Genomic DNA, 13,828 nt, shown 5'->3' on the forward strand with positions numbered 1-13,828 from the left:
CGGACCGCAGGGCGAGCGGAGCGCGGGCTCGCCACGCGCCTCAGGCCGGCCCGGGACCGGGCGGCGGGGCGACGACGGCGGGCGGGCGGGCGAGGACCTCGACGACGACGAGCACGAGGCCCGCGACGAGCGCGACCCCGACGACGAGGCCGGGCGTAGGCGTGCCCGCGAGCAGCAGGACGAGCGCGGCGGCGGCCACGACGACGACGCGCACGAACGCCTTGTGCCGGCCGAGCCAGTCGCCGACGGGACCCGTCGAGACGCCCCGGCCCTCGCCCCAGCCGCGCGCGGCGGCGCCCGCGCGCCCGAGCCCCGCGCGCAGGCTGCGGGCCGAGGCGCTCGGCCCGCCCACGTACGCGGCGAGCGCGACCACGAGGCCCAGCACGCCCACGGTGCGCAGCGTGAGACGCAGGTAGCCGACGGCCTGGTCGAACACGACCTCCGCGGCGTCGAGCCGCAGCACCTGCCCCGAGAGCGCGCCGAGGTACAGGCCGCGCGCGACGGCGAGCCCGACGCCCAGCGCGACCATCGCCCCCGTGAGGGCGAGCCCGGCCACGACGAGCGCGCGCGAGCGGTGGTTCGCGACGAGGACGCCCGCGGCCAGCAGACCGAGCACGACCCACGGCAGCCACGTCGTGAGCGTCACGACCTGCGCGTACCGGTTCTGGAGCATGACGAGCTCGGCGGACTGCGCGACGGTGAACGTCGCGTCGACCGAGGGTATGCGGGCCGCGACGTCCAGGCCGCGGTCCACGAGACGTTCCTTGAGCAGGTCGATCAGGCCGGAGAGCTGGATGGACAGGCGGCCGTCGTCGCTCACCTGCAGGACGTCGCCGTCCTCGCCGCGCATCACGGCGACGAGCTGCTCGTGCGCCACCCGGTTCGCCTGGAGCCAGGCGCCCTCGAACGCGTCGCTCTCCACGAGCCGCGTCGCCGTCTCGTGCACGAGCGACTCGACGCCGCTCGTGAGCGGCGCCTCCAGCGCGGCGAGCGCGCGGGTCGCGCGCGGCGGGACGTCGCGCTCCTCGAGCCCGCCGACGAGGTCGTCGACGAGCGCGGCCACGTCGATGCGCGACATGACGACCTCGGTGAGCCGCCCGGCGACGGCGGACTGCACGACGGGGTCGCCCGCGAGAGGTCCGACCGTCGCGACGTAGCGGTCGGTGTCCGTGAGCTCGCGCTGCGCCCACGCCGACACCGCGCCGAGCGGCGCGAGGAGCGCCCCGAGCGTGATGAGGACCGCGCACGCGGCGGCGCGCAGCCCGCGCCGGGGCCGCCGCGCCGCCTCCGGCGGGGTCGCGTCGCCGTCCGGGCCCGCGGGCGCCGCGGCGGCCGGCCGCTCCTCGAGCCGGCGCCGCAGCTCCGCGTTCTCGCGCTCCAGCGCGGCGAGGCGCGCGGCGACGTCGGACGCCTCGCGCCCCGGCGCGGTCTCGTCGGCCATCGCGCGTCCTCAGGCGAGCGCTCGGGCCTTGAGCCGGGCGAACTCGTCGGCGTCGATCGTGCCGGCGTCGTACAGCGCCTTGGCGTCCGCGATCTCGCTCGCGGGCGACCTGCCCGTGCCGGCGGTGGCCCGCACGTAGTCGTCCATGACCTGCCGGCGCGCCTGCTGCTCCTCCGCGTGCCGCTCCGCCATGCCCCGCCCGCGCGCGATGACGTAGATCAGCGCGGACAGGTAGGGGACGAAGATCAGCGCGACGATCCACAGCGCCTTCCACCAGCCGCTGAGCGTCTTGTCGCGGAACAGGTCCGCGACGATCTGGAACAGCACGACGAGGTAGGCGATGAAGAAGAACCACCACACCATGAGCCAGAACCAGTCCCAGAATCCGTCCATCGGGCACCCCTCGTGTCGGGTCACGGCGGTCCCGTGACGCTCCCACTGTGGAGCGGCCCCGGCGTCCGCGTGCTCACCCGTCGGGGGTAGTCGGCCGCCCGGCGCCGCGGGCCACCCCCGCCGGGTGATCCCGCCCGGGTCCGTGCCCGCGCATCCTGGACCGACGTGGGCGAGCCGGGAGAAGGACGCATGGACCGCACGACGCTGGTCGAGGTGACGGTGCTGGGGCCGGTGGTGCTGCCCGAGCCCGACCTCGCCGAGCTCGGCGTGCGCCGGTCCGTGGAGTGCACGCGGCTGGAAGCGCGGGTCCGCGACCAGGCCGCGCTGTACGGGCTCCTCCAGCGGCTCGCGGCGCTGGGCCTCGACCTCGTCGAGCTGCGCACGGCGGCGCCCGACGACCGGCCCGACGTCGAGCTCGTCGTCCGCGGCCCCGTGGGCGCGCTCGTGCAGCAGATGCTGGACGACGTCGGGCGCGCCCACCCGGCGTCGAGCACGACGTACCGCGTGCAGGACACCGACCTCGTCGGCGTGCTCGGCGCCGTGACCGGGCTGCCCGACGACGACCGGTCCGGCGCGCACGTCGGGGCGCACGGCGGGGCGCACGACCCCGGGCACGGCGGGACGGCCTCCGGGGGCGCGTCCGCGATGGACGTGCGCATCGCGCAGCTGCGCGACCTCGCCGCGCTGCGGGACCGGGGCGTTCTCACCGACGCCGAGCTCGCGGAGCAGAAGGCGCGCGTCCTCGAGCCCTGAGGACGGCAGACCGGGCGGGCGGGCCGCGCACGGCCGGCCGATGCCCCGTGCGGCGTTGTTTCGCGTTACGTCGTCCCACTCAGCGAGACGATGGGGACCACGCTGGGGCCAACTGATGCACTAGCGCATAGTGGCAAGCACATCACGGCGCGCTTGCTCGTGTGTCAGACCCCAGGAGGACTCATGGCCATCTCACGCCGCTCGTCGGTCACCATCACGCTCGTCGCGGCGGCAGGGATCCTGGCGGGCTGTGCGGGCGGGAGCGACCCGTCCGGCGGCGGGGACGACGCCGCGCCGCAGATCTCGTTCCTCTACTCCCCCTACGCGGACTACGCGCCGTTCTTCCTCGCGGAGGACAAGGGGTACTTCGGGGAGGCGGGCGTCGACGTCGAGCTCCTCGCCAAGGGCGGGACGTCGGGCGAGACCTACCAGCTCGTCAGCACGAACAACGTCACGGCCGGTGGCGCGACGTGGGGCGCGGGCCTGTTCAACGCGACCGAGGCCGGCGCGTCGCTCTCGGTCATCGCGAGCGTCTCGCGCGTGCCGGAGAGCGGGCCGAACCCGGCCCCGTTCGTCGTCGCGGCCGACTCCGGCATCACGTCGATCGAGCAGGTCGCCGGCAGCCGCGTCGGCATCCCTGGCGACGGCGGCTTCGGCATCTACTCGGTGGCCAAGGCGCTGGAGGCCGGCGGCCTCACGCTCGACGACGTCGAGCTCGTCAACGTCGGCCCGCCGGAGACGGGCCCCGCGCTCGTGGGCGGCTCGGTCGACGCCGCCTGGTCGATCGAGCCCATCTCGTCGTCCCTCGAGAGCGAGGGCATCGCGTCCGAGATCCTACCGATCGACTACCACGCGGGCACCGAGCTCGGCGCCCTGGTGTTCAGCACCGAGTACGTCGACGAGCACCCCGACGCGGTCGTCGCGTTCACGGCCGCGTACCTGCGCGCCGCCGCGGAGCTCGAGGCGGGCGGCTGGGACGACCCGGCGAACCAGGAGATCATCGCGCGGTACACCGAGCTGCCGGTCGAGACGCTCACGTCGCTCGCGCTCACGGAGCAGGACCCGACGGGCGAGATCGACTGGGAGGACGTGCACGCCCAGGAGCAGTTCTTCCGCGACCGCGGCACGCTCGAGTACGAGGGCGAGGCGGACGTGGAGAGCATCTTCCGCGCCGACCTCCTCGAGCAGGCGCGCGAGCGGGCCGCGGAGCTCGGCTCGTGACGGCCGTCTCCGTCGAGGGCCTCTGGAAGGGGTTCCACGACCGTCGCCGGGACGACGTGCTCGTCGCGCTCCAGGACGTGTCGCTCACCATCGAGGACAACGAGTTCGTCTGCGTGCTCGGACCCTCCGGGTGCGGCAAGAGCACCCTCCTGCGCATCCTCGCGGGTCTGGAGGAGGCCGACCGCGGCACGGTGACGATGGCGGCGCGTCCGTCCGTCGTCTTCCAGGACCACGGCGTGCTGCCGTGGCTCACGGTCGAGCAGAACGTCGAGTACCCCCTGCGCCTGCGCGGCGTGCGGCGCTCGGCCCGGCGCGAGCGCGTGGCCCCGCTCCTGGACATGGTGGGCCTCACGGAGTTCCGCGGCTTCTACCCGCACCAGCTCTCGGGCGGCATGCGGCAGCGCACGTCGGTCGCGCGGGCGCTGGCCGACGACGGCGCGACCCTCCTCATGGACGAGCCGTTCGGCGCGCTCGACGAGCAGACGCGCGTCGTGCTGCAGCAGGAGCTGCTGAAGATCTGGTCGCAGACCTCGCGGTCGGTGCTCTTCATCACGCACAGCGTCGACGAGGCGCTCGTGCTCGCGGACCGCGTCGTCGTCATGTCCGCGCGGCCCGGGCGCATCCTCGCCGACGTGCGGGTCCCCTTCGACCGCCCGCGCGACATCCTCGAGCTGCGCCGCGACCCGCGCCACGGCGAGATCACGTACGAGCTGTGGCGGCTGCTGCGGGACGCGGAGGCGCAGGACGCGGCGGGGGCGGACGAGCGCTCCGCCGCGGGCGTCCGGGAGGCGGTCGCATGACGACCCCGACCGACGAGCAGGCCCCCGTCCGCCCGGGCGGCCACGCCGCGACGGGCGGCGCCCCGGACACGCCTCACGACGCCGACGACCGCACGGCCGAGATCACGCGCGAGCTGACCGAGGAGCTGCGCCGCCGGCGCACGGGTCGCCTCGTGCGGGTCGTCGGGCCCTTCACGCCGCTCCTGCTCCTCGCGGTGTGGGAGCTCGCGAGCCGGACGAACGTGCTCGACGCGCGGTTCTTCCCGCCGCCGTCGTCGATCGCCGAGACGTTCGCGCAGCTCGTCGGGAGCGGCGAGCTCTTCGAGCACGCGGGCATCACGCTCACGCGCATCGCGATCGGGTTCGTGCTCGGCGCCGTGCCCGGGCTGGTCCTCGGGATCGCGCTCGGGTCGGTCACGACCCTGCGCACGCTCCTCGGGCCGATCTTCGCGAGCCTGCTGCCCGTGCCCAAGGTCGCGATCTTCCCGCTGCTGCTCCTCGTGTTCGGCCTCGGCGAGGCGAGCAAGTACGTGATCGTCGCGATCGGCGTGTTCTTCTACGTCTTCTACAACGCGATGGGCGGCGTGCTCCAGACGCCGCAGATCTACTTCGACGTGGCGACCGCCAACGGCGCGGGCCGGCTCCAGCGCTGGCGCACGGTCGCGCTGCCCGCCGCGCTGCCGAGCATCTTCACCGGGCTCAAGCTCGCCGTGGGCGGCGCGTTCGTCATCATCGCGGCCTCGGAGTTCGTCGGATCGCGCAACGGCCTGGGCTACCTCATCTGGAGCTCGTGGACGACGTTCGCCGTCGCGAAGATGTACGTGGGCATCGTCACCATCTCCGTGCTGGGCTACCTCTCCACGACCCTGGTCACGGTGCTCGAACGACGTCTCGTGCCCTGGTCCCGTCAGTAGGAGGCAGCATGAACCCACCCCACCACGACCCGTCCCGCGTGCCCGGGGCCGGCGCATGAGCGTCGTCCCGGCCGCGGACCGGATCTACCACGAGCTGCGGCGCCGGATCATCTTCACCGAGCTGCGCCCCGGCGAGGAGATCGACGTCACGGAGACGGCGTCCGAGTTCGGGACGTCGCGCACGCCGGTGCGCGACGCGCTGCACCGCCTCGACCACGACGGCCTCGTGGACGTGCGCCCGCGCGCGCTGTGCCGCGTCGCCCCGGTCACCCTCAAGACGCTCGTCGACGTGCTCGACGTGCGCGAGGCGACGGGACCGATGGCGACGCGCCTCGCGGCCGCCCACGCGAGCCCGGCCGAGGTCGACGAGCTCGCGGCGATCGCCGAGGGCACGTACCCGCAGGCGCAGGACGTGCAGTCGATCCTGTCGGCGTCGCACCTGTTCCACTGCCGGGTCGCGAAGTACTCGCGCAACCCCCGGCTGCACGCGATCACCGAGCTCGCGCTCGAGGACCTGGAGCGGGCGTTCCGGCTCTGCGGGCGCCAGCCCCTGGAGCCCGGACCTCCGCTCGACGACCACCGGCTCCTCATCGAGGCGCTCCGCGCGGGCGACGGCGAGCGTGCCGCCCGCCTCGAGCTCGAGCACATCCGCCGCGGTCGCAGCGTCGTCATGGGCCTCGCGATCGACTCCGGGGCGTTCTTCGGCGACGACTGAGCGTCCCTCCCGCGTGACGACCCGCACGTCCCGCCCCGCCCCGCTCGCACGACCCGACCCACCGCCACCACCCGAGAGGACCGCCGTGCCCGCCACCCCCACCGTGCGCGTCGACGCCGCGGAAGCCCGCGCCCGGGCCCGCGCGGCGCTCGCCGCCCACGACCCCGCCGACGCCGACCTCGCTGCCCGCGCCGTCGTCTCGGGGGACGCGTCGGGGTGGCCGGAGTTCGGCCTCGCGCTCCTCGTCCGCGAGCTGCGGGACGCCCGCGAGCGGACGACGACGGGGCGGGCCGGGTCCGCGGCGCCGTCCGCCGTCGTGACCGGGGCGACCGCGACGCTGGACGCGTACGACCTCCCCGGGCCGGTCGCGCTCGCCGGGGCGGTCCGCCAGGCGGCGGGGCTCGCGCGCGGGCTCGGCGTCGGCGTGGTCGCCGTGCGCCACGCGGGCGGGACCGGGCGCGTCGGCGCGTACGTCCGCGCGCTCGGCCAGGACGGGCTGGTCGGGGTCGCGCTCGCCCAGTCCCCCGCGACCGTCGCCCCCTACGGCGGGACCGCGCCCGTGGTCGGCACGAACCCGCTCGCCGTGGCGGTGCCGCGGGCCGGGCAGGGTCGTGCGCTCGTCGTGGACGCCGCGACGAGCGCCGTCACGCTCGCCGACGCGCGGCGCCGGGCCCGGCAGGGCACGCCCCTGCCCGACGGCGCGGCGCTCGGCCCCGGCGGCGAGCCCACCCGGGACGCGGGCGCCGTCGGCGCGCTGCTCCCCGCAGGCCTGCTCGGATCCCTCCTCGGCCTCACGGTCGAGGCGCTCGCCGGGCTGCTGACCGGGGCGCGCGGCGACGCCGTGGGGCGCGGGCTCTGGGTGCTCGCGCTCGACCCCCGCGCGTTCGGCGCCGAGGACCTCGCCGACCGGGCCGACCGCCTCGGCGACGACTGGGAGCGCGCCGGGGGCCATGTCCCGGGCGCCCGGCCGGACGCGGAGGCGTTCGACGTCGACCGCGACGTCTGGGACGCGCTGGATCCGGCGACGGGAGGCACGCCGTGACGCTCCGGCTCGCCGTCAGCCCCGCCGACGACCTGCTCGACGTCGCCCGCCGCATCGAGGTGAGCGGCGCCGCACCGGGCGCGCTCGTCACGGTCCGCGCGACGACGGACCGCGCGGGGACCGCGTGGTCCGCCCGCGCGACCTACCGCGCGGACCGGGCCGGCACCGTCCGGCTCGACCGCGACCCGCCGATGTCCGGGGACTACGGGCGCGTCGACGGGATGGCGCTCCTCACGTCGCAGCGGCCCGACCCGACAACCGGCACGGCGCCCGGTCGGCCGGCCGCGACCGACGTCGCGCGCCCGCTGCGCACGCGCCTCGAGGCGTGGGACGAGTCCGACGCCACGCAGCGCGCGACGGCCGACCTCGTGCAGCGCTGGACCGGACCGGGGGTGCGACGGCGCGAGGTCCGCGAGGACGGGCTCGTCGGCACGCTCTTCGTGCCGCAGGGCGACGGTCCGCACCCGACGATCGTCGTGCTCAACGGCTCCGGCGGCGGGATCAACGAGCAGCGCGGCGCGCTCTACGCGTCGCGCGGCGTGCAGGCGCTCGCGCTCGGCTACTTCGGCGTGCCCGGGCTGCCCGACCACATCACCCGCACGCCGCTGGAGTACTTCGAGACCGCGCTGCGCCACGTGCACCGCGAGCTCGCGCCGCGCGCCGGCGTCGTCGTGGTGAGCGGCCAGTCGCGGGGCGGCGAGCTCGCGCTCCTGCTGGGCGCCACTTACCCCGACCTGGTGGGCGCCGTCGTCGCGTACGTGCCCGGGGCCCACGTGCACGGCTCGCAGGGCGCCGCGGACCCCGCGCAGGGGTGGGACTCCCCCACGTGGACGCTCGGCGGCGAGCCGCTCCCGCACCTGTGGCAGGACAACCCCGGCGTGACGTGGCAGCCGTGGACCGGCGGGCCGCCCCCGGACCGGTACCGCGACGTCTACGTCGACGGCCTGCGCGACCGCCGGTTCGCCTCCGCGTCGCGCATCCCCGTCGAGCGCGTCGCGGGCCCCGTCGCGTGCGTCTCCGGCATGGCCGACGGCCTGTGGCCCTCGAGCATGTACGCGCGCCAGGTCGTCGAGACGCTGCGCGCCGCGGGCCACGCCCACGAGACGCTGCTGCTCGACTACCCCGACGCGGGCCACTCGATCGCCCTGCCGCACCTCCCCGTCGCGCAGGGCCCGACGCGCCACCCCGTCTCCGGCATCGAGCTGTCGGTCGGCGGGACCCCCGCGGGCAACGCGTTCGCCGACGCCGACTCGTTCGCGCAGGTGCGCGCGTTCGTGGAGCGCGCGACGCGCGTGCCCTGACCTGCACCCCGGACCCTGTCCAGACCTGTGACCCGACCCGTGACCCGAACCATCGACGAGAGGACCGACATGTCCGCAGTGAGCGCCGAGTACCGCCAGGAGTGGGAGCGGTGGCACCGTGCCCGGATCGACGAGCTGACGAGCCCGTACGGGTGGATGTCCATGGTCAGCCAGGACTGGCTGACGGGCGACGAGCCGCTGCAGGTCGAGGGCGTGCCCGGCACCTGGTCGGTCCAGGACGACGAGGTCGTGTACACGCCCGACGGCAGCGGGGAGACGGTCACGCTCGACGGCGCCCCCGTGACCTCGCCGACGCCCGTGTCGACCGGCCACAAGTACTCCCTCGTGCCCGCGTTCTACGGCGACCTGCGCGTCGAGACCATCCGCCGCACCGACGCGACCGGCCGCCAGATCTTCGGCGTGCGCGTCCGCGACCCGCGCGAGGCGGCCCGCAAGCGCCTCGACGACATCGAGACGTTCCCGCTCGACGAGCGGTGGATCCTCCCGGCGCGGTTCACGCGGACGGCCGAGCAGGCGTCGGACTACCCGACGGTCGAGCGCGGCGTGTTCGAGGAGCAGCGCGTGATCGGCACCGTGACGTTCACCCTGGACGGGACGGAGCACACGCTCCTCGTCGCCGGGCGCCCGGACGACGACACGGGCATCGAGCGCGGCAACGCGCACTTCACCGACACCACGAGCGGCAAGGAGACCTACGGCAACGGCCGGCTCGTGCGCGTCCCCGACACCGAGCGGGACGGCGACACCGTGGTCGACCTCAACCGCGCCTTCTCCTTCCCGTGCGCGTTCACGAACTTCGTCACGTGCCCGCTCGCCCCGGCGCAGAACCGGCTGCCGGTCGCGGTGACCGCGGGCGAGAAGAAGCCGCCGCTCCAGATCGACCGCATCCAGACCTTCGCGCAGGCCTCCTGACCCGTCCGCGCGACGCCCCCGACGGCGGGCGACCGGCACGTCCGGTTGCCCGCCGTCGTCGTCCCTGCGGCCTCCTCGGCGCCGCGCGCACGGATCTCTTGACACTCGGAAAGCGCTTCCCTACGCTGCGAGAGTCGCGCACACGGACGTGCCGCTCGAGAGCAGGACGGGAGAGCAGGACGCGGCGACCGACGAGGTCACCGACCGTGCGCCCGGCCCGGACGGGCCTCGCCGCAACGACGCGGGGACGAGGACCGACGGCGTGCAGGAGGGCCGGCCCGGCGGCGGACGCCCGGCGGGTCGGTCGCATGACAGCGCTAACCAGCGTCGTGCCAGCACCATCCGACGAAGTGGAGCAGACGATGACGTCTACGCATGCGAGCCGACGAGGCAGGGCGGCGCTCGCCCTGTCCCTCGCGGCCGTCCTGGGAGGGACCCTCCTCGGACCACCGGCGGCCGCGGAGGAGGCCGCGGACGAGTTCAGCGAGGTCCTCAGCTTCGAGTCCTACCAGCGGACCGCCCTGAACGGCCAGGACGGCTGGTCCGCCTCCTCCGCCGCCCGGGTGATCGCCGACCCGCTCAACGGCAACAACCAGGTGCTCGAGATGGTCGGGGGACCCAGCGCGCCCACCGCGCCGTCCCCGGCATCGCCGACGGGACGACGGGGACCGTGTTCTTCCGCTTCCTGCGCACGGGGAGCGTGGACACGTCGTTCGGGATCACGGACCACGACGCGCCGTCCGACTACGCGCACAGCCGCGCCTACGTGAACAACCAGAACAACGACGTCATGCTCGTGCGCGACGGCGGCGCCTTCAAGCCCGCGGGCATGTGGTCGCGCGACACGTGGCAGTGCGTCTGGATCGTCGCCGACAACGCGACCGACAAGGTCAGCGTGTACAGCCAGGGCGGCCCGTACGAGGAGGTCACGCGGCTGCCCGCGGGCACCGAGCAGCAGTTCGGCTTCCGGCAGGGCGTGAGCGGCGCGCTCGACCGCTTCTTCTGGATCAACGGCGCGAGCAGCGCGGGCCGGCTCATGCTCGACGACGTCGCGGTCGACACGACCGGGCAGAACCTCGCCGTCCCGACCGGCAACCCGGCCGACTGCGCCGGGGGCGGCACCGCGCCGAGCGAGCCGCTGCTCAACCCGCTGCCGGACCCGACGCCGTCGACCCTCGGCATCGAGGTGACCGAGCTGGCCCAGCTCCCCGAGTCGTCGACGACGCCGGCGACGCAGGACCAGCGCCTCGTGCGGCACAACCGGATCACGCACCTCGACGAGATCCCGGACGGCTCCGGCCGCCTCATGGTGCCGGACAACAACGCGGTGCTCTACACGGTCGACAAGGACACCGGGGAGCACGTGGCGTACCTCGACGTGCGCCAGCAGTTCCTCGACAACTTCCACAACAGCGCGGGCCTCGGGACCGGACTCGGCTCCGCCGAGTTCCACCCCGACTTCGCCGAGAACGGCCTGTTCTACACGGTGCACACCGAGGGCGGCACCGCGCTGACGCAGGACACGCCGGACTACCCGGCGTACGGCAACACGCAGTTCCACAGCGTCGTCACGGAGTGGAAGGCCACCGACCCGTCCGCACCGGTCTTCGCGGGCACGAGCCGCGAGGTCCTGCGCGTGCCGTTCGCCGGCCGCGTGCACACGGTGCAGCAGATCGCGTTCAACCCCACGGTGACCGAGGGTGACGCCGACTACGGAAACCTCTACGTCCTCGTGGGCGACGGCGGCAACGGCGTCGGCAACGGCAACCCGCAGGACCTCGCGACGCCGCAGGGCAAGGTCTTCCGCATCGACCCGCTCGGCGACGACAGCGCCAACGGGAGATACGGGATCCCCGCGGACAACCCGTTCGTCGGCACCCCCGGGGCGCTGCCCGAGATCTACGCCCTCGGCCTGCGCGACCCGCACCGCATCAGCTGGGACCCCGAGGGCGACCACACGATGTACCTCGGGCACATCGGCGAGTGGCAGGTCGAGTCGGTGTACGCCGTCGAGCCGGGCGACAACTTCGGCTGGTCCGTGCGCGAGGGGCCGTTCCTCGCGGACAACCGGCAGATCTTCCCCCTGCCCGCCGACGACGCGCAGCACGGCTTCACCTACCCCGTCGCCGCGTACGACCACAACCGCGACCCGGGCCAGACCGGCGACGCGGGCGTCGCGCTCAACGGCGGCTTCGTGTACCGCGGGGACATCCCGGAGCTGCGCGGCCGCTACCTGTTCACCGACCTCGTGCGCGGGTGGGTCCTGGGCACCGAGGCCGACGAGATGGTCCGGAACGACGGCGACCCGGCCGACCTCGCCGAGATCGAGCACCTGCGCGTGTTCGCCGACGGCGCGGAGACGACGTTCCAGGAGCTCGTCGGCGACCAGCGGGTCGACCTGCGGTTCGGCGCGGACGCCGACGGGGAGCTGTACCTCGTCTCGAAGGCGAACGGGAAGATCTGGCAGGTGACCGGCGCGCGGCGCGCGACGGCCGCCTCCCCCGTCGCGCTGCCCGAGCTCGCCCCGAACCTCGTCGCGCACTACGACTTCGACCACCCCGTCCCGGGTGCGCCGACGTGGGAGGCGGACCAGGGCTGGTCGGGGACCGACATCGAGCTCGTCAACGGCGGCGTCGAGATGCGCGTGGCGGACCGGGCCTACCCCGGTGCGGGCGAGGCGCTCCAGACGCAGCAGATGAGTCCCCGGACGGCGTCGAACGACGACTGGAAGGCCGGCGTCTACGACCCCGACGGCGTCGACTCCCTCGGTGCGTTCGCCGGGGCGGACGAGATCTCCGTGATGGGCTGGTTCAAGCCGACCGGCGAGCACCCCGCCCTCAACTCGGGCACGGCGAACCCCGACGACCGCTACAACGCGATCGGGCTCGCCGGAGTCCTGACCGGGACGTCGGACGGGCACGCGGTGCGCGCGCTGCTCGAGGTCATCACGGTGGACGGCGAGCTGCGGCTCGTCGCGCTCGGGCGCCGCCTCGACGGCGGCGGCTCGTGGACGTTCGCGGCCGACCTGCCGTGGGACCAGATCCTCCAGCGCAACCAGTGGGTGCACCTCGCCGCGACGTTCGACTTCGCGGGCGGGGAGATGAAGCTGTACCGCAACGGCGATGAGCTCGAGGGCCGGTACACGGCCTCGAACCCGTGGGGCGCGGGCGCGACGTCGCCCACCGACCCCGCGGGGATCAAGATCGGCGGGAGCTTCCCGCAGGACACGCGCGAGGCGAACCCGTTCCACGGCCGCATGGACGACCTCATGTTCCTCGACGTCGTCCCGACGCCCGAGCAGGTCGCCGCGCAGTACGCGCTGTTCGGCGCCCAGCCGGTCGAGCCTCCGACGCCGCCGTCGTGCGCGCCGGCGGGCGAGCCGATCACCGACGTCCTCGGTGCCGAGCACTGGGCGCCGCGCACGCCGTCGAAGTGGCAGTTCCCGGGCGACGCGGTCGTGCTCGCGCAGGCGGGCGACAACCCGAACGACGGCATCCGCCGTCCGTTCGAGTACGCGGTCCTCACCGAGGGCCCCGAGCTCGGGTCGTTCGCGCTCGACGCCGAGGTGCGGCTCGACGCCCCCGCGTCCGTGAACAACCGCGACGTGATCGTGGTGTTCGGCTGGCAGTCGGACACGCAGTACTACTACGCGCACCTGTCGCAGGACAACACGATCTACGCGCACAACGGCATCTTCAAGGTCGACGGCAAGGACCGGGAGCGGATCGACGACCAGTGGGACGGCGCCGTCGGGGCTCCCCCGGCGGTCACCGACGAGGAGTGGCACGACGTGCGCGTCGTGCGCTGCGCGGACAGCGGCGACGTCGCCGTCTACGTCGACGGGCTCGACACACCGCTCCTCACCGCGAACGACACGACGTTCGGCACGGGCCGCGTCGGGTTCGGCTCGTTCGACAACACCGGCAGCCTGCGCGACCTCGTCGTCACGCCGGCGCAGGAGCCGGCCGGCGTGGCGCTCGACGTCGTCGTGACGCCGCGGTGCCTCGCGGGCAAGGCGTACCTCGCGGTCGCGGCGACGAACGCGTCCGACGTCGTGGCGGACGTGACGCTCACGACGGCGTTCGGGTCGCGCACGGTCGCGGGCGTCGCGCCCGGGGCGGCGGCCTACCAGTCGTTCGCCACGCGCGCGACGACGCTCGACGCAGGGGCCGTCACCGTGTCCGCCATGGCGACGGTCGACGGCGAGGAGGTGACGAGCGAGGAGGTGGTCGAGCACGCGGCGCACGCCTGCGGCTGACGCGCCCCTGAGCACCTGAGCTGACGACCCGAGCCGCCCCGGCTCCCACGGCTGCGTCCGACCAGCCTGCGGGACCGG

The 13,828-nt window shown here is 74.6% G+C and carries 11 protein-coding genes; 9 read left to right on the top strand and 2 right to left on the bottom strand.

From position 1 onward, the window contains the following. Positions 1–40: 40 nt before the first annotated feature. Positions 41–1,441 (bottom strand): hypothetical protein, encoded by a 1,401-nt coding sequence (locus BJP59_RS08985; RefSeq protein WP_194522762.1) that lies wholly within the window; start codon positions 1,439–1,441, stop codon positions 41–43. 9 nt (positions 1,442–1,450) lie between these two features. Next, positions 1,451–1,834 (bottom strand): SHOCT domain-containing protein, encoded by a 384-nt coding sequence (locus BJP59_RS08990; RefSeq protein WP_034654895.1) that lies wholly within the window; start codon positions 1,832–1,834, stop codon positions 1,451–1,453. Between the two features lie 189 nt (positions 1,835–2,023). On the opposite strand from BJP59_RS08990, the gene BJP59_RS19755 reads away from it, so the two are divergent. The 9 genes from BJP59_RS19755 to BJP59_RS09035 all read left to right on the top strand — a co-directional run bounded on the left by BJP59_RS19755 (position 2,024) and on the right by BJP59_RS09035 (position 13,750). Next, the gene (locus BJP59_RS19755) at positions 2,024–2,587 is read left to right on the top strand and encodes an SHOCT domain-containing protein (protein WP_228485360.1); all 564 of its coding nucleotides are present in this window, start codon (positions 2,024–2,026) and stop codon (positions 2,585–2,587) included. A gap of 183 nt (positions 2,588–2,770) precedes the next feature. Beyond that, positions 2,771–3,808, top strand: coding sequence for an ABC transporter substrate-binding protein (locus BJP59_RS09000; RefSeq protein WP_194522763.1), 1,038 nt, complete (start codon positions 2,771–2,773; stop codon positions 3,806–3,808). Next, on the top strand, positions 3,805–4,608 hold the full coding sequence (locus BJP59_RS09005; RefSeq protein WP_086150547.1) for an ABC transporter ATP-binding protein: 804 nt from the start codon (positions 3,805–3,807) through the stop codon (positions 4,606–4,608). The genes BJP59_RS09000 and BJP59_RS09005 overlap by 4 nt, the downstream gene beginning before the upstream one ends. Continuing rightward, positions 4,605–5,501: an ABC transporter permease gene (locus BJP59_RS09010; protein WP_194522764.1), complete on the top strand. Its 897-nt coding sequence runs from the start codon at positions 4,605–4,607 to the stop codon at positions 5,499–5,501. The genes BJP59_RS09005 and BJP59_RS09010 overlap by 4 nt, the downstream gene beginning before the upstream one ends. A 55-nt stretch (positions 5,502–5,556) precedes the next feature. Next, positions 5,557–6,216 (top strand): GntR family transcriptional regulator, encoded by a 660-nt coding sequence (locus BJP59_RS09015; RefSeq protein ID WP_021483335.1) that lies wholly within the window; start codon positions 5,557–5,559, stop codon positions 6,214–6,216. Between the two features lie 85 nt (positions 6,217–6,301). Continuing rightward, the gene (locus tag BJP59_RS09020; RefSeq protein WP_194522765.1) at positions 6,302–7,258 is read left to right on the top strand and encodes an Ldh family oxidoreductase; all 957 of its coding nucleotides are present in this window, start codon (positions 6,302–6,304) and stop codon (positions 7,256–7,258) included. Beyond that, complete coding sequence (locus BJP59_RS09025; protein WP_194522766.1) at positions 7,255–8,559, top strand: acyl-CoA thioesterase/BAAT N-terminal domain-containing protein; 1,305 nt, start codon at positions 7,255–7,257, stop codon at positions 8,557–8,559. Before BJP59_RS09020 ends, BJP59_RS09025 begins: the two co-directional genes overlap by 4 nt. Positions 8,560–8,628: 69 nt before the next feature. Further along, positions 8,629–9,492: a DUF1684 domain-containing protein gene (locus BJP59_RS09030; RefSeq protein WP_194522767.1), complete on the top strand. Its 864-nt coding sequence runs from the start codon at positions 8,629–8,631 to the stop codon at positions 9,490–9,492. 670 nt (positions 9,493–10,162) lie between these two features. Further along, a complete protein-coding gene (locus BJP59_RS09035; protein ID WP_228485361.1) occupies positions 10,163–13,750 on the top strand; it encodes a PQQ-dependent sugar dehydrogenase in 3,588 nt (1,195 codons plus the stop codon). Positions 13,751–13,828: the final 78 nt, after the last annotated feature.

The sequence above is a fragment of the Cellulosimicrobium sp. JZ28 genome, assembly GCF_015327065.1.
GTDB lineage: Bacteria > Actinomycetota > Actinomycetes > Actinomycetales > Cellulomonadaceae > Cellulosimicrobium > Cellulosimicrobium funkei.

Bases quoted from the DNA above. Each gene is read 5' to 3' on its own strand.
- BJP59_RS09015 (WP_021483335.1), top strand. From the start codon at position 5,557: ATGAGCGTCGTCCCGGCCGCGGACCGGATCTACCACGAGCTGCGGCGC.
- BJP59_RS09000 (WP_194522763.1), top strand. From the start codon at position 2,771: ATGGCCATCTCACGCCGCTCGTCGGTCACCATCACGCTCGTCGCGGCG.
- BJP59_RS09010 (WP_194522764.1), top strand. From the start codon at position 4,605: ATGACGACCCCGACCGACGAGCAGGCCCCCGTCCGCCCGGGCGGCCAC.
- BJP59_RS09030 (WP_194522767.1), top strand. From the start codon at position 8,629: ATGTCCGCAGTGAGCGCCGAGTACCGCCAGGAGTGGGAGCGGTGGCAC.
- BJP59_RS08985 (WP_194522762.1), bottom strand. From the start codon at position 1,441: ATGGCCGACGAGACCGCGCCGGGGCGCGAGGCGTCCGACGTCGCCGCG.
- BJP59_RS19755 (WP_228485360.1), top strand. From the start codon at position 2,024: ATGGACCGCACGACGCTGGTCGAGGTGACGGTGCTGGGGCCGGTGGTG.
- BJP59_RS08990 (WP_034654895.1), bottom strand. From the start codon at position 1,834: ATGGACGGATTCTGGGACTGGTTCTGGCTCATGGTGTGGTGGTTCTTC.